Raw genomic sequence first — 15,888 nt, forward strand, 5'->3', positions numbered from 1 at the left:
CGTTGCTCACGGCTACGGCGTCATCGAGGCTCTAATGGCATTTAAAGACCACATTATCAACCTGATCATTCAGGGGCGGGATCTCTTTAGCAGCGAAGCCAAAAAGTCTGAAAAGACGTTGGCCGAGTTGGCTGCACAAAGCGAAAAACTCAACCAACGGCTGGAAGAATTACAAGACCAGAAACAGGCCGTTGATACCATTGAGGATTTAACCGCTGCGATAAGCAAGGGCACTCGTTCATATTCAGAAGCTGCCGCGGCACTTTCAAAGTTACAGCAGGAACAACGCGATGCCGCCGGCTCTGCCAAAAAACTACAGCAAGAACAGGCTCAGGCTGCCACTCAAACAGCAAAGCTTGAGCAGGATTATCAGCAGCTGAGTGATGAGCTGCAACAATACAACTCTCAGATAGATGCTACGCGGTCCAGGCTTGAACAACTGACAGCAGAGCAGCAATCCGGGGCCGTGGCCAGCGGCAAACATGCAACTGCCATTGCGGCTGCCAAAGCTGATCTGCAGGCGCTGGAGCAGGCTCAGTCATCAACCAGAACCGCCGCCGACCAGCTTAACACTGAGTTGGAACAACAGCGCCAGGTACTGGATAGGCTCAATACTGAATCAGATGAAGCGGCGCTGGCCAGTGCCGACTATGCGGCTAAAGTAAAACTCGCCAGGGGCGAACTTAACACACTGGGCTCAAGCCTCAACAAAAACCAGCGCACGCTTAATCAGCAAAAGGCTGTTCTCGATAAAGCCGGGATCAGCATGGATAAGCTGGCCGAAGCCAGCGAAGATCTGAAACAGCAGCAAGCTGCGGCTGAAAATGCGCTTGAGGGCGTTAATAAAAACCTGGCGCGTCAGAACAGGCTGCTCGATGAAAGTAGCAAAGGCGCAGAGAACTTTGGCGGTTCAATAAAGCAAGCCACGGCATCACTGCTTGCCATGGCTTCGGCTTATATCGGTGTTGATCGCCTCTGGGCTAGTTTGACCGGCATCTTATCGGCAGGTGATAAGGCCAAGGCATTCACTGCCCAAATGACTGCCATGATGGGCAGCTTGTCTGCCGGCGAACAGGCCACCGCCTGGATTAAAGAGTTTGCCAACAATACCGGCTCAAAACTCGATACTATCAAGCAGGCCTTTGCCAGCCTGAAGGCGTTTGGCATCGACCCCATGAATGGCAGCTTACAAGCCATGGTGGACTACAACGCCAAGCTAGGCGGTAGCCAAGAAAAGTTAGAGGGCATCATCCTTGCCGTCGGCCAGGCGTGGGCTAAACAAAAGCTGCAAGGGGAAGAGATACTGCAGCTTGTTGAGCGTGGCGTGCCCGTGTGGGAGCTGCTGGAGAAAGTGACCGGCAAGAACACTGTGCAGCTTTCAAAGCTTTCAGAACAAGGCAAGCTCGGGCGTGAAACTATCCAAGCCCTGTTTGAGGAAATGGGCAAGGGCGCCACCGGCCAAGCCGCCAAATCACTCGAGCGCCTTTCTGGTCAGGTCAATGTGCTGTCAAACAATTGGGAATTGTTTCAGCAAAAAATTGCCGATTCAGGTCTGTATGAGGTTGGCCTGCAGTTTCTGGATGATCTCAACAACAAATTTGATGAGCTCAACGGCAATGGCAAGCTGCAACAGGCTGCTGCTGATATCAGTAACTTCTTCTCCACTATCATCAAAGATGGCGGCGAAAGTCTCACTGCAACCATTGATAACATCCGCGCCTTCACTCAGGGGTTAACTGTTGTTGGCGCCAGTATCCAACTGGTTTGGAATGGTATCACTGCAGGCCTGTCAACACTGGCAATGACCGCCACGGCTGCCTATGCGACCATTCTCAGCGGTTGGGCAAAACTGCTTGATGCTGTTGGGGCAGATGCTCTGGCTGCCAAAATCCGCGAGGCGACCGGGGCCATCTATGCGATCTCCAAAGGTTTCAAGGATCAGGTAGAGCAGGACGGCGCCGATATTCGTCAGGCATGGGCAACCGTCACCAAAGCGATGGCCAAGAGCAGTAAGGACTCTTACAAAGCCAGCGCAACTGCCGCCAAAGAATCTGCCGCTAAACAGAAAGCAGCGGCAAACGAAACATCCAGCGCACTCGACAAACAAGTCGCAAAAGCCAAGGCCTATGAATTAGCTATGGCCAAGGCTGGGATCACAACCGTTCGAGCTCTGCGCGAGCAGGCTGATATTGCCAAGTCAACGTTTGCTCAAGTTTCCGCGGCCATGAAAGACGGTACCGCGTCCGCCTATGATCAAAAGCAAGCCTTTCTTGAGTGGGCTGAAGCTGAGGTAAAAGTGGCTGCAGCTGGAAAGCAGCAGGTTTCGGTAATGGTACAGCAAGCCGCCGCTGCCCTAGGCTTAAACGCTGAATTGCAGCGACTCATTGCTACTCAGCAAAACTTGAGTAACTCGCAACAGAATGTTGAGCAGGGAGCTGACAACACCGCAGACTCAGTGGAGCAATCCGGCGAGCGAATGAATCAGGCCATGCAGGATGTCGGCGACACTACTGAGAATGTTGGCAAACAGGTATCCGGGGTAGCGGCTGTTATCAGTCAAGCCGGTTATGCAGCTTATGCAGCGGTAAAAGAACTCAGCGAGGGAACGGTTGCGCTGTTCAAATCGCTGACATCAGGTGTCGCTGCATATAACCGTGAGTTGTCTGGTATTGAGCAAACGCAAGAGAAAATCGAAAACCTGCGGCATGCCATTAACGAGCTTTATCTTGAGCAATCAAAAACACTCGATTTTACCCGTCTGCGCCGCTGGCAGTATGAGCAGGACATAGCCAGCAAATCCGCTCAAATGGCCTACTACGAGCAGCGTGTAGAGTTGCTGAAGTTAGTTGAAGCATTAGACGATACTGACAGTGCCAACATGCAATTGCTGCGTAGTGCCGAACATGCAAGCAATACCCTGGGGCTATTGAACGAACAGGATCTTGATCTGCTCACTGCCGCAATAGATAAGGCGCGTTCGAGAATGGACGCTCTGAAAGACTCGGCATCAGACACGCTCAGCTCATTGCTTGATGAGCTGGACGAGTACGAAGGGCGCCAAGCCGATATTGAGAAGCGCCGTTATCAACAAGAGTTGGCCGATATCAAAAGCCAGCTGGCCGAGGCTGAAAAGACAGGCGACAGGGAGTTGCTTAATCAACTGCGCCGCGCCGAGCAGACGCTGAACAAAGTTTACAAGTATCGCACTGAGGAAGTTAAAGCCCAGCAACAGCAGAACCAGCGCGACACCCAATCAAACCCCACTTCTACCCAGCAGCAAGCCCAATCAAAACAAACAACCAGTCAGTCCAGTTTCGGCAATAGCTATAACGCCACGCTGACTCTGATTGTTGAGGGGCGCCGTACCCAACTGGATACCAATAAAGATCAGCTGGACGAGCTGCTGCGTTCTATCGAGAAAGCAAAACTGACCCAGGGGGGCTAATGCAGCGCATTGACACCATTATCCCAGAGCACCAGCAGTTGCTCTGGTTGAACCAAAACGAACAGCAGCGAGTAATGGCTGTGGCAGAGCGCGGCGGGAATGGGTCCCTGATATACGAGCAATTTGTTTTGCCTGGCGGGTTCCCTTTGGTCATCGGCACCGCAAACTCTGGAATGACCCGCACAGATTTTGAAGCGCTGCAACAGCACAACTATTCAACCCTCACCCCGTTTGAACTGGAGCTCGATGGCAACAGCTGGAATGTGATCTGGGATAACCGCGATGGCCCGGCTGTTGTCGGAGCGGATTTATTCCCAACAGTCGGCGGCGACTCGCTGCTGAGCAATGTCGTTCTTAAATTTCTGACTGCAGAGGCATAGCATCGTGATTAATCGGAACAATCTGATAGTTTACAAACCCGAAAAGCTTGGCCAGAACGAAGATGCCGGGGGCCAGCGTACTCTTAACCCCATTCGGTCGGGGATCCTGAATGAATTATTTCGGGCCATTTCCGATGTTGATCACGCTGAGGCCGCCATTGATATCGCCAAGGCGTTTCCGTCACTGGTCACCCAGGACACGGCAACACTGCGCGGGGCGCACGTTTTCTGGTCTTCGCCCCCTCAGGATCCCCTGGTCAATCTGTTTCTGGTGGAGTCGCCAACCCTGGATGATGCCAGCCGCATGCAGGAAATGGTTAACGCCATTGAGTCATCGGTTACTGCCGGTTCACTGTTTCGATCCGGGGCGCCCGGGTTCCTGCCAAATCAAAACTCTTTCAGCCGCGAATATCTGGAAAGCATTTATATGCTGAACGGCAAAGAATACGTGCGCCGGATAGATCTCAGGGTAGGGCAGATCATTGCCATTTCAACCGAGTATGAGGGCCAGGAGGATAAGAACTGGCCGCGCCGCACTCATTACGCCATGGTGACTGAAACCAATGCCCCAGGTAACAACATCGGCAACATAGTGTTTGACCCGCCGATAGATTTTGCGACCCCTGAGCATGACAGGTTGATCAATGGTGAGGCCAACTGCACCAAGCTGCGCCTCACCAACTCGGCCGACAATGTGATTTTCCACGGTGTCACTAAGCTGACGGCCCCCGCCGCTTCCGGTGATAACAGCCTGGAGGTGAAAGAAACCAAGCAGCAGCTGCTGCCTGCGATTGTCACTGAGCAAACCAAGTCGGGGATCCGTATCACTGCAGGCGATAACAGCATTGTGCGCAAGATAGTGACTACCGCCGCCAGTGGTGCCCAGAGCTACAGCTGGCCAGCGGCTGATGTGCTGCAGGGTGAAAACCAGAACGTGGATTATCAGCCGGTGATCAGCTTCATTTCCGGCGGCGTGATCTACGGCAACGAGGAAGCAGTGGTCACGGTTGGCACGGGTGAAATTGCCGCGACCCTGACACGCAAGCCGGATTTGGGCTCGGAAGTGTCATGTGCCTATATCAGCTCAGAGGTGTATCAAGAACACATGCTGGCCGACCCACTGCCCCGGGGTGCGATAATCGCGGAAGGCAGTTTCTTTGGTAGCGCTGTCGAAGAGTCAAACGGATGGGGCGCCAAGATTACATTAGAGAAAGATAGTGCTCTATACAGCTTTAACACCAGAGTTGCGATTGTTGACTATGAGGGCGGCACAGTCACATTTGAACAGGGATACAGTGACATACAGTTTTTGATCCGCAGCCAGGTAGGCGAAACAGAGTGTGCTTTTAATCTCAACTCTCAGGATCCTCTGCTGGACTCGCTCTATATCCAAGTGCAAGCGGTTGCCGGTTCACTGCTCAGTGCCAGTGGCAATAATGACGGAACGGTAACCGGCGCCGGGGTAAACGGCACTATCAGCAATGGCCTGGTAACCCTGACGTTTGATCAGCCGGTAAACCTCAGCACTCTGACCTATGACCTCACTGAACGGGTGCGGCTGCTGCCGCCGCCGGAAATGTATGGCCTGAACCCGCTGAGGATCCCTGGCGGTGGCCAGGTCGATATTTTCCGCAAGTTCGGCACTGTCAGCGTTCAGCACAGCAACTTTCAGCCGGTGAATAACCCGCAGGCAGGGCAAACGCTCAACGTGCGCCAGAATGCCCGTTTTGTTGATATCACGGATGCCGATGGCCTCAGTCTCTGGACTGTTGACGATCAGCATTTCGAGCATGACAAAGAAACCGGCGTGGTAACAATCAAGAGCGCGTTCCCTGGCTTCACGGCGCCTTTCATTCTGTCAGACACCATTGGCGAGCTGGCCATGGTAACTGGGGTATCAGATAACTCTTTGCTGCTCGCCGGCCAGTTGAAAAATGACTATCAGCTTGGCGCCACAGTATCGAGCATTCTCAAACTCGGTGAGCTGGAATCCCGCATTGGTGAGGTGCGCGATATGACCGCCTGGGATGGCAACTGGGATCAAGACGGGGCGCCAGCAAATGGCAGCTTGAACGTAATTGAATACCCCATCGAAGTGGTCAACGAAAGCGCTGTAAATGAAGACTGGGCGCTGGTGTTTACCGGCTCTGGGGAAACCTTCAAGCTCATTGGCCGCGGTCGGGGCCAGGTGGCCACTGGTGACATTCATCAGGAGTTCAGGCCAATAAACCAAGCCACAGGATTACCGTTCTTTGTTATGCCTCAGGGAATATTCGGCGGCGGCTGGCAACCGGGTGAAGCGGCCAGGTTCCAGCAGTATGCTGCATCAAAACCAGTTCAGGCAATTCGCTCAGTCCAGAGCGGCCACAGCCAGATAACCGATGATAAATCTGTGCTCAGCTTCCGTGGTACCGAATCGTAATCAAAGTCTCAGCCCAACCGGGCCTTAATTTGGAGTTTATCAAATGTCTTTACCAGTAACGGTTTACCGCTGGGACGATCCCGGCGCACCTCAGCTGCAAAATAGAACTTATGCTGAATGGCTTGAGATCCTTCGCAAGTGCTTGGTTGATGGATATGGCACCAAGCAGCCTGCAGGGTGGAGCGTTATTTTGGACGATGCCGCAAATAATTACATGATTTTCAAAACTGCTGATAATGTGCCTGGTTATCCTGGTGGTTGCATGTGGTTGTCGTCAAGGTACAAGGATGGCCGCAATAGTGAAAATATGCAGGTAAGAACAGCTCCGGCAATATCATCGTCCAATCCTGATTGGGCTTCTGTTCCGGGTCTCAGTTACCTTTTTTCTTGGGGTGGGTCTTATGCTACAAAGTGGATCGTTATTGCCACTGCCGTTTCGTTTTACATCCTGACCAGCTCGGACTTTAAGCCGATAATGGCGCAGGGCACCTATGAGCATCCAGCATTCGGCATAGGGAGTATTGATAGCTTTTACGTCAATGATGTTAACGGATTCGGGGTTCTTACTTATCATCAGAATTCAGACAACCTTACTTCTTCATGGCAGTTTGGGCTTGGTTACACCAACAATACTTCAATTATTGGAAGATTTGGCCAGGTAACAGGTGAAGATACCAGAAAAGATCATGAGGTAGCCCTGTTTTTTCCTGGTACAAGTTCTCTTAATACAACGCACAATGGTGAGGGTTCGCCAAACCCAATATACTCGAAAATGACCATAGTCATTGACGCATATAGTGCATCAAGTACCGGCGAAACATACAAGGACTCAGAGGGAGTATTATTCAAAGATAGTTTGTTGCAGCCTCAAGTAAGGGGGCAGTTCCCCGGGATATTGGTGAGTTCATCGGCCGCATATTCTGACGCTATTTTCCCGGTCACCAAAGTGATTAATGGGGCCGAGCATTATTTGGTTCCGAACCCACATAACGGAGCTTGCCAATACTGGATTAATGCGGAGTCATGGTATGAGTAAAGTGCTTGTAGCTTCACCAGATAAGACTATCCCCCGCAATATGTCGAAACTGACCATTGTTAACGCCGATACTGCGTCAGAGAGATACATGGTTATTGACCGTGATATCTGCAAGGTATTGCGGGTCGGTGTGTTTGGCAGTTCCCACGACAGAACGCTGATATTTGCACCAAGATATCAGCACACAAACTCAGTGATATTGATGATACTGGATGATGACAAGCAATATGCTGCCGAGGTTATTGACGGCATAAAGCTGGAGGCTACTGACGCGAATATTCCAGTAGTGTAAGGATAACCGATGAGATTCAGCAAAGCATGGATCGAGCTTCAATCGCCGGTATCACCAAAATTCGATAAGGGCGGGGTAACCATCACATTCAGCCGACCATGGCAGAATGTGACTTCACCCGTTGAGATAAAGTTTGGTGGTGATATCCCACCGGATCCCGGGCCGGATATTCCAGAGCCGTCTCTTGGCGCCGATATCGCTATTCGCTGGATCCATAATCACCAGACTGAGCAGCAGCTGCAGCTGCCTATGGTTGGGCCGCACACTACGGCCCAGCTGGCACTCAGTTGGCAGAGTCCAACGGCCATTGCCGACAGGCTGCAGGTTTACTGGAGCCAAGGCAGGCAGCATGGCATTGAGGTACTGACAAACTGGCAAAGCAAAGATGCCCTGCAGCATTCAACTGCAGTTACCTGGCGCCTGCCGGTACCGCTGCAGACGGCCGCCGGTATTCGCTGGTTAAACCCTGCAGCCTGGCAAGCCATCTGGCAGCTGGGATGGAAGGCGCTTAGCAGTGTTTATTTACCTCAGCCTATTGCTTGGGCCTTTGGTATTGAATGCTATGGCGAAACCGAGATTAGCTACAGCCATGAAGATCAGCGCGGCGCAGAACCTGCCATAGCTTGGGGGCCGCATCGTGGCGTTTGGATTTGCTCTGATGCCTACCTGCCACCTGAGCCAGGGCCAATCACTATCCGTTTCAGTGAACCTTGGCAGGACAACCAGAGCCCAGTCAGCTTGAAGTTCAAGCCAAACCCAAGGCATTGCTATTGGGATGATGGCGGTGGCTTGATAGATGCCAATCCGGTTCAGCCACCGCTTGATCTCAAAGTCCCCATTGAACCACAGATCCGGAGACTGTATTTAATGCAACCGACACTGACCTGTCACCGCCTCTCTGATAACCGCGAGCTTGTTATTACTGAATGCAGCATAACTGACAGCCGCAGCCAGTTTGTGAAATCTGGCAGTATTAAGTTTTCCAGTAAAGTGGATGCACTGCTTGCCGTTGACGAAGTGCTGCGTATCGGTATCAATGGCTATGAGTTTTACCTGCTGGCCGAGGCGCCAAGCAGCAGCGAAGCCTGGGCCTCTAACAGCTACACCTCATCCGCCCGGGGCCGGGCTTCTCAGCTGGCATGGCCCTGGAAGCGCGAGATCAGTTATCACAACCAAGCGGCGCGTTCCTTCGCCGGTTGCCTGAGCGATATTGTGGCCAACAGCGGCTGGAGCATTGAACTGGTTCAGGTACCGGACTTTGTGATCCCCGCCGGAGTTTGCTCAGTTAGCGGCAAAACGCCGCTGGATGCCGTGGCCGAGTTGGCCGGACTGGTTGGCTGCATGGTGGACCCGGACGAAGATAACAGCAAACTCAGGATCCTGCCGCGCTGGACCTATACCCCCTGGAGCATGGCCGCCGCAATTCCTGACGTATTGCTGCACGATGCGGTGATCTTCAATCACAGCGAGCAAACAGAACGTGGCCAGCAATGCAATGTCGCCTGGGTGCGCGGGGAACAGCAGGGCGTTTCGGTAGAAGTTCGGCTCAATGGTACCGCCGGTGACGAACCAACAGACGATATCAGCAACATGCTGATTGTCGATACTCAGGCCGCCAGGCTGGCAGGTACCAATGCCATTGCCGATTCTGGTACCAAGCGCCGAGTCAGTATCAACACCACAGTGATGGCCGACCTGCCGCCGCTGCGCCCTGGCCAGCTGATTGGTATTACATGGCGCGGTGAAGTCTATAAAGCGCTGTGTGATACCGTGACCATCAGCGCAAACATGAGCAGTAGCGGTCTGACAGTGCGCCAGAAAGCTGGTTTAATCAGGCAGGGGGCATAATGCTGAAACAACTGAAACGGGAGCTGCTGCCAGCGCGGGAGATAGCCAAGGTCAACGCAGAGAACGCCGATGGCACAGTGACTGCCACAACGCGAAGCGGTAAAACATTCCGGGCAACCGGCAGCGGCAATGTTGGCTCATACGTTTATATTCAGGATGGCCGGGTACTGGGCCCGGCGCCTGACTTGCCGCACTCGCAAATCCTTGTGTAGACTGAAACAGATCAAGGAGGAACAGCAGCATGAGAACGATAGCGCTAATATTGGCCCTGGGTTCTTCGGCAGCATTTGCAGAGGTGTACGAGTGCGAGCCTGGGGTTTTCCAAGCAGAGCCATGTAGCATTGACAGCAAGCCGTTAGAGCTTCGACAAGGATCCAACGTTGAATACCGGGTCCCACCTAAAGTGGAATATGAACCTGCGGTGGAAGAAAAACCTTCCACAGACATGACCAATAATCACCCTTGTTATGGGAAAAAAATACCACGTGATGCAATACGTTGGCGGCATTTGGCTATTTGTATGACCGAGAGCCAAATGCTGAGTATTGCTGGGCCTCAGCAATACAACGTTTATGAGTATTATAAAGACGGTAAGCATTACAAAGAGTATCGGTTCACCGAACCCCGTTATGGATTTCCGTCTTATGCGATAGTGGAAGGGGGGTATGTGGTCGATCCTGGTGGCAGCAAGAGTTTTTCTAACTCCCAATAGCAACTAACAGCGCCAGTAACGTAGCCCACAATGACCATTTGGACATCAGCAGTGAACGATGGGAAATATGGTCATTGTACGCTTGCGGGGTAAGCTCCCATTTTACATAGGATGCATGCGAGTATGTTGAATCTACCTTAGTATTGAATTCCAGATGGCCTTCCCATAGATCCAAGCAAATGCTCCGCAGTACCGTGGCAACGGTGTGAACACCTATACCGTTTAGCTCCTTCGAATTTGATGCAGAGAGCACGCTGAATCCATTTTTCCCGTGATCTAAAACGTATTGGGTTACACGAACTATATCAGGTTGACTATTCTTGTAACTATTCTGCTTGGTAAATGATAGCAAGCTAGTGAATGTCATCGTCTTTCCTTCATGGTTTACAGTGTTTCCCATACTAGCCATTGTTCATTTCCCCGTCACCTGTACCCGTTAACGGGTACATCAACTTAAATAATCCCCAAATCGCACACTAAACTGTATGTATATACAGTATTGTTTGTGTCAAATGAAAGTCATTCCTTTACTCGCAAGAGCCGGGATAACAGGCTTCGAAAGCCCGGCAGCGGATTATTATCAACTTCCGTTGAGCTTTAGATGAGCTCTTGGTTGAACATCCCAGTGCTACATTCATAGGACAAGCAGCAGGGGATTGAACAGAAATGGTCAATGAGGCGTCAATTACTAACCCCGCAATACACTACCAATTGGCATCACTTACCAATAATCAGCTGTAAGTGAAGGTTAAGGAAGAGCGGGGGAGGCGGGCTGAATCCCATGACACAAATGGTCTATATAAGTGGTAAATGAGCGCTGTGTACATTGATGCGTACATTTTAGAAAAGTTTATCTTTGAAAATCTGATTTCAATCAACACCTTGTATTTTTATGTTTCATAATCATGCCAGAATATGGAAGGCTGAGGTTGGGCTTGACTCATGCTGATGACTTTGGCTCTGTAGACAAAAGCTTATCTTAACATTTTTTTACGGAAATGGGATTTTGCCAGTATTATCGCTGGTATTTCGGTTAAAAACCGCCCTTGGTGAATCGATGGCCTCTGGTTACAATAAGCGGCCTGCCGGCAGGGACAACGAGGTTCGGATTACCCGAAGGGATGCAGATGTACAGTCAGTTTTTCAGTTCACCCACCATAGTCAATCTTTCAATGCCGACCAGGTTGTGCCTCAGCCTGCCGGACAGTGTCAGTGATTTTGTGTTGTCGGAGGCCTTGCGCTCGCCGCTGCTTGAGTGGGTAATGCTTGAAGGAGAAGACAAGGCTTCGCAGGGGCAGTTTATTTTGAGGCTGCAACCTTTTCTGACTCAGCAGTTGCTACCCTTGGAATCCGTCAGGAAGGATGGAGTGTCGCGCACGGCAGGTCAGGGCTTTAGACTTTACTCTGAAGTTGGAACCAGTACTTCAAGTTGCATCGCTGCCCTGAGGCAGGGAGTGTGTCTCGATTTATGGCCGGGGCAGACATTTCTCTGCTCGTTACAAACCGGCAGATTCGAGCTGCTGCCTCTGGAGCAGGATTTGCGTTTGTCACAGGAGCCAAGAGAGATCATTCTGGCCAAGACAGCGTTGGCCGAAGCTCAGGATTATCAAGCCAGTAGTGAAAAGTTGGCGGTGCAACTCAGTGAAGTGACTCAGGCTCGAATCAGGCTGGAACGATACCAGCAGGCGCATGGGGCTAAATTGCCCGAAGGCCTGCTCAACGAAGTCTGGCATCTGCTCACAGGTCTATCCCAGAAACGTCAATGGCTGCTGCGATGTTATAATCAGTCGCTTGAGCGTCCCAATTACCGCCAGAGTGCCAACCATGATGGCACCGAAGAAAAGCTCAGGCGCGCGCTTGAGTGCTATGAACTCTTGTCATCGCCGGAGCTCAATGCCATGGTCAGGCAGTTGACCGACGAAGAGTAAAACCACCTTGGGCTGCAAAGCCCGATTCTGATGGAAGTAATGCATGACTTATATTTGTCCCCTGTGCCGCAGCGAGTTGGTGCAGGACGGAAAACAATGGCGTTGTGGCCAAAACCACAGTTTTGATCAGGCAAAGGAAGGCTATGTCAACCTGTTGCCGGTGCAGAAGAAAAACTCCCGCGATCCCGGTGACAACAAGCAGATGATGCAGGCCAGGCGTGCTTTTTTGAACGCCGGCTATTATCAGGCTCTCAGCGACAGGGTCAACGAGCTGGCGCTGGAGTATGGCAAGGGACAACCCGAGATTTTGGATCTGGGCTGCGGTGAAGGCTACTACAGCGAGCGTTTGCAACAAGCTGTTGGTGGCGAACTCTATGGATTGGATATTTCCAGAACCGCGATTCGCTACGCCGCCAAGGCACATCCCCAGATGCGCTTTTGTGTGGCCAGCGCCTACGACATGCCTTTTGCCGATGCTGCTTTTGAGCTCATGTTGCGTATCTATGCGCCATCAAAAGATAAGGAGTTGGCGCGGGTGTGTAGGCCAGGCGGCATTTTTATCTGTGTATCCCCAGGCCCCAGACATCACTTTCAGTTGAAAGAGATCATCTACAGTGAGCCAAGAGAGCATGAGCCGACCAAGTCAGAGCTACCGGGTTTTGGTCTGCTGCATGATGAGCGATTGCAGTGGCCGCTGGTTTTACCGGCCGGGCAGGTTTGCAATGACTTTTTGGAGATGACTCCCTATGCTTGGAAGCTCAGCGCCGAACAAAAACAGCAGCTGCAGGCTGAGGGATTGGGTTGTGAGCTGGATTTTTACATTCAGGTTTACCGGCGTAATACATAAGACGTAGAACTATAAGATAGGTTTCAACTTGTTACGGCAAATACTCGAAATTTAAGTAAAAAAAACCTCAAGGGCTCAATTAAGTTTGTTGACTTATCTCCAGAATGATTTATAGTCTACTTAGCTTGAAAGTTGGGCTTATTTTTATGTCTTCAATACGACCAGTTCGTCCTGTAAACATAAGTAATACCGGCATTTTCAGCTCCACCGCCGTTAAGGCTTAAAAGATAGTTTTATTTACAGGATTTATATCATGTCACAAGTAACTGGTGTAGTTAAGTGGTTCAACTCTGACAAAGGTTTCGGTTTCATCGAGCAAGAGTCTGGTCCAGACGTGTTTGTACACTTCCGCGCCATCAACTCTGACGGCTTCAAGACTCTGGACGAAGGTCAGAAAGTATCCTTCACTGTTACTCAGGGCCAGAAAGGTCCTCAAGCTGAAAACGTTTCTGTTATCGGCTAATCGCTTTTCGGGGTAACCCGAGCGATACAGTAATAAACCGCGCGAGCCTACACTTTCTGGTGTAAGGAAGCGCGGTTTTTTTATGCCTTGATTTTATGTATTGGCTTTTTATGTCTTCATAGTTAAGCCCGCTCAATTTCTATCTCTTCAGTCTTTTATCTCTTCAACAAGTGGTCTCTGGCTAGAGCTTTTATTCTAATTTGTAGTGATCTCTCAAATTAAGATTAACTTATTTCAAGCTATTACTCTGTTTTAAAAAATATACCTTCATTTATCCCGATAACCGCAATTGAGTCTCTGATTTATCCGATTTTGGCAGGCCCCCGGTACGACTTCTGTCAGGCCCAAGCCACTCCTTACGAAAAATAACGCACTTGTGCCTTTCCCAAGACTTTGTTGGTGAAAATAGCAGGCATAAAGTAGAAAGGGATGTGATTAAGCTGCTGCAAACTGATTTTGATACAAATTGATATGAATGAGTGTAAATAGCGGGGCTAGGTGAAAATACCCTGGGTGGTTCGATTAAAAAAGTAAAAGCGTGACACTAACCTGCTGTAGACGAAAGAAAAAACCTATGCCAAGGCATAGGTTTTTGCGTGTCAGGGCTCGACAGGTATAGACGAGTGGCTGAGATTCAGGCTGCGCCGTCGAACAGGGTATCTTCCAGTGTGCGGCCTCGCATCAGGCTGCGATATTGCCAGCCATTTTGCTTGAGTAGCTGCAGCAGCTCGATATCCAAGGTGTCCTTCTCCGGTTGGTAACGGATAAGGTAGTTTTGTTTGCCCTTGGCCGAGACCTCGTAAACACCTTCAAGGGCGTAGAGTGCCTCCAGCAGTTTTTCCTGATCACAGTGTTGCATCTGCAACGTCAGATAGGCTTCGGCGCTGCTCTGCTGCATGGTGACCGACTGGCTCAGTTTACCTTTGTCCAGATACAGCACTCTATCACAGAGCTTTTCCAGCTCATCCAGATTGTGGGAGCTGATAATAAAGGTGGTGTCTGCGCTCAGGGATTCTACCAACTCGCGAATTTTGCGGGCGTTGGCGGGATCCAGTCCGGCCGTGGGTTCATCCAGCAGCACCAACTTGGGGTTGCCTATCAGCGCCTGAGCAATCGCGGCGCGTTTCCCCATACCATGACTCAGAGAGTTGGGTTTTTGATTGGCGACGTCCTCAAGGCCTACCAGCGCCAGCACCCGCATGGATTCAGCCTTGGCAGCTTCGGCGCCCATACCTTGCATGCGGGCAAACAGGCTGAATTGAGTCAGCAGGCTGAAGCCGGGATCCAGGGCGGCGTCCTGGGGCAGGGCAGAGATCTGCCCCAAAAGTTCGCTACTACCCGGGCGCTGTCCCATCACAGTGATTTCACCACTACTTGGACGTATATAACCCAGCAGCAGGCTCATTAAGGTGGTCTTGCCGGCACCGTTGGGGCCGACCAGGGCGATGGGACTACCGGGCTCCAGTTGCAAGTCGACGCAATCCAATGCCCGCTTGCCGCCGTAGAGTTTGCTCAGGCCTTTACAGTTAATCAGACTCATAGATCACCTCGCTGCATCATGGTGCGGCCTATCGCCAATAATCCAATGGTTTGCAGCAGCGGCAACCAAGCACTTGACAGTGCCGTTAGCGGCTGGGCATTGAGCATGGCATCTATCTGTGCTCCGGGCACCAGATAACCGATGAAAGAGAGCATGGGCAGCTGAGCATTGATAACCGCCATTACTATCATCATGGCGGCAAAGAAAAGCACCGCAAAAACGCTGGCCAATCTGGCCGAGCTTGCCCAGAGTGAGAACAGCGCCATCAGGGCGGTGTAGGGCAGCAGGATCAATACCAGATTGAGTGTCATCATCAAGCCGGAAGTCAGCGCGGGTAGCACCAACGCCATATCCCGGCTCATGGCCAAAAATACGGTTGCTATGACTGTGATGACAACCAACAGCAATTGGATCAACATCATGCCGAGGAAGCGGCCGAAGAAGAGGGCATCGCGGCCCGAACGCAGGCTGAGGAAGCGCAGTGTGCCGCGGTTTTTGTCCGAGGCGAACTGATCGCCGCAGATAAGAATGCTGAACATGGGGAACAGGTAGAGACTGATGACCCAATAGACGGCTTGCTCGGCAACCGGCCAGGCAAACAGTTGATCCAGAGTGCCTTCACCGAAGGCGCCGGTAACAAAATGCTTGAAGTCCGGGTTCAACAGAAAGCTGGCGGCACCTCGGACCGGATAGGCGAGGATCAGCAGCCACACCAGGGCGAAAGCTATCATCGCCAGGGTGCCACGGCGGTGGAAAATGAGTTTATAGAGTTCAAATCCCGCGAGTTGCAGGGCGTTTTTCAGCCCTCCGGGATGAGTGCTGTGAGTTGCAGTTGTCATGTGGTTCCTTGTTTTGCTCCAAATATGGAGTCCTTGCAGCGACCGGAGCAAGCACTGGGTTGCCGATAAGACGCCAGCCTAACACCATGAGGCCAGGCAGGCCAACGCCTGGCCGCTATTTCAAGCCGTAGCTGTC

14 protein-coding genes and 1 pseudogene are annotated in these 15,888 nt (G+C 51.5%); 13 read left to right on the forward strand and 2 right to left on the reverse strand.

All coding sequences use genetic code 11. The features are described 5' to 3' along the window. Positions 1-34: 34 nt before the first annotated feature. From E1N14_RS09870 to E1N14_RS09925, 13 genes and pseudogenes are all read left to right on the forward strand, one after another. The gene (locus E1N14_RS09870; RefSeq protein ID WP_062793478.1) at positions 35-3,445 is read left to right on the forward strand and encodes a tape measure protein; all 3,411 of its coding nucleotides are present in this window, start codon (positions 35-37) and stop codon (positions 3,443-3,445) included. Continuing rightward, positions 3,445-3,825 (forward strand): hypothetical protein, encoded by a 381-nt coding sequence (locus E1N14_RS09875; RefSeq protein ID WP_025009598.1) that lies wholly within the window; start codon positions 3,445-3,447, stop codon positions 3,823-3,825. The genes E1N14_RS09870 and E1N14_RS09875 overlap by 1 nt, the downstream gene beginning before the upstream one ends. 4 nt (positions 3,826-3,829) lie before the next feature. Then, on the forward strand, positions 3,830-6,247 hold the full coding sequence (locus E1N14_RS09880) for a hypothetical protein (protein WP_252727301.1): 2,418 nt from the start codon (positions 3,830-3,832) through the stop codon (positions 6,245-6,247). A gap of 43 nt (positions 6,248-6,290) precedes the next feature. Next, complete coding sequence (locus tag E1N14_RS09885) at positions 6,291-7,283, forward strand: hypothetical protein (protein ID WP_062793477.1); 993 nt, start codon at positions 6,291-6,293, stop codon at positions 7,281-7,283. After that, on the forward strand, positions 7,276-7,575 hold the full coding sequence (locus E1N14_RS09890; RefSeq protein WP_025009601.1) for a hypothetical protein: 300 nt from the start codon (positions 7,276-7,278) through the stop codon (positions 7,573-7,575). Before E1N14_RS09885 ends, E1N14_RS09890 begins: the two co-directional genes overlap by 8 nt. Before the next feature lie 9 nt (positions 7,576-7,584). Next, a complete protein-coding gene (locus E1N14_RS09895; RefSeq protein WP_025009602.1) occupies positions 7,585-9,423 on the forward strand; it encodes a hypothetical protein in 1,839 nt (612 codons plus the stop codon). Beyond that, positions 9,423-9,635, forward strand: a complete 213-nt coding sequence (locus E1N14_RS09900; RefSeq protein ID WP_025009603.1) for a hypothetical protein — start codon at positions 9,423-9,425, stop codon at positions 9,633-9,635. Before E1N14_RS09895 ends, E1N14_RS09900 begins: the two co-directional genes overlap by 1 nt. Positions 9,636-9,664: 29 nt before the next feature. Beyond that, positions 9,665-10,135 carry a hypothetical protein gene (locus E1N14_RS09905; RefSeq protein ID WP_025009604.1) on the forward strand — a complete coding sequence of 157 codons (471 nt, stop codon included), beginning with the start codon at positions 9,665-9,667 and terminating at the stop codon, positions 10,133-10,135. Between the two features lie 512 nt (positions 10,136-10,647). Continuing rightward, positions 10,648-10,792 (forward strand): annotated as a pseudogene (locus tag E1N14_RS22035) (S24 family peptidase); the annotation flags it as partial. Between the two features lie 16 nt (positions 10,793-10,808). Further along, the gene (locus tag E1N14_RS09910; protein WP_420877398.1) at positions 10,809-10,880 is read left to right on the forward strand and encodes a DUF4113 domain-containing protein; all 72 of its coding nucleotides are present in this window, start codon (positions 10,809-10,811) and stop codon (positions 10,878-10,880) included. Between the two features lie 382 nt (positions 10,881-11,262). Continuing rightward, on the forward strand, positions 11,263-12,063 hold the full coding sequence (locus E1N14_RS09915) for a hypothetical protein (RefSeq protein ID WP_025009606.1): 801 nt from the start codon (positions 11,263-11,265) through the stop codon (positions 12,061-12,063). Positions 12,064-12,106: 43 nt separating this feature from the next. Then, entirely contained in the window at positions 12,107-12,910 is an 804-nt protein-coding gene (gene rlmA, locus E1N14_RS09920) for a 23S rRNA (guanine(745)-N(1))-methyltransferase (RefSeq protein WP_028779314.1), read from the forward strand. Between the two features lie 253 nt (positions 12,911-13,163). Then, positions 13,164-13,373: a cold-shock protein gene (locus tag E1N14_RS09925; protein ID WP_025009607.1), complete on the forward strand. Its 210-nt coding sequence runs from the start codon at positions 13,164-13,166 to the stop codon at positions 13,371-13,373. Positions 13,374-14,007: 634 nt separating this feature from the next. Here E1N14_RS09925 and E1N14_RS09930 read toward each other — a convergent pair. Continuing rightward, complete coding sequence (locus tag E1N14_RS09930) at positions 14,008-14,913, reverse strand: ABC transporter ATP-binding protein (RefSeq protein WP_025009608.1); 906 nt, start codon at positions 14,911-14,913, stop codon at positions 14,008-14,010. After that, entirely contained in the window at positions 14,910-15,752 is an 843-nt protein-coding gene (locus tag E1N14_RS09935) for an ABC transporter permease subunit (protein ID WP_025888958.1), read from the reverse strand. Before E1N14_RS09935 ends, E1N14_RS09930 begins: the two co-directional genes overlap by 4 nt. Positions 15,753-15,888 lie beyond the last annotated feature (136 nt).

The sequence above is a fragment of the Shewanella algae genome (assembly GCF_009183365.2).
Taxonomy (GTDB): Bacteria; Pseudomonadota; Gammaproteobacteria; order Enterobacterales; family Shewanellaceae; genus Shewanella; species Shewanella algae.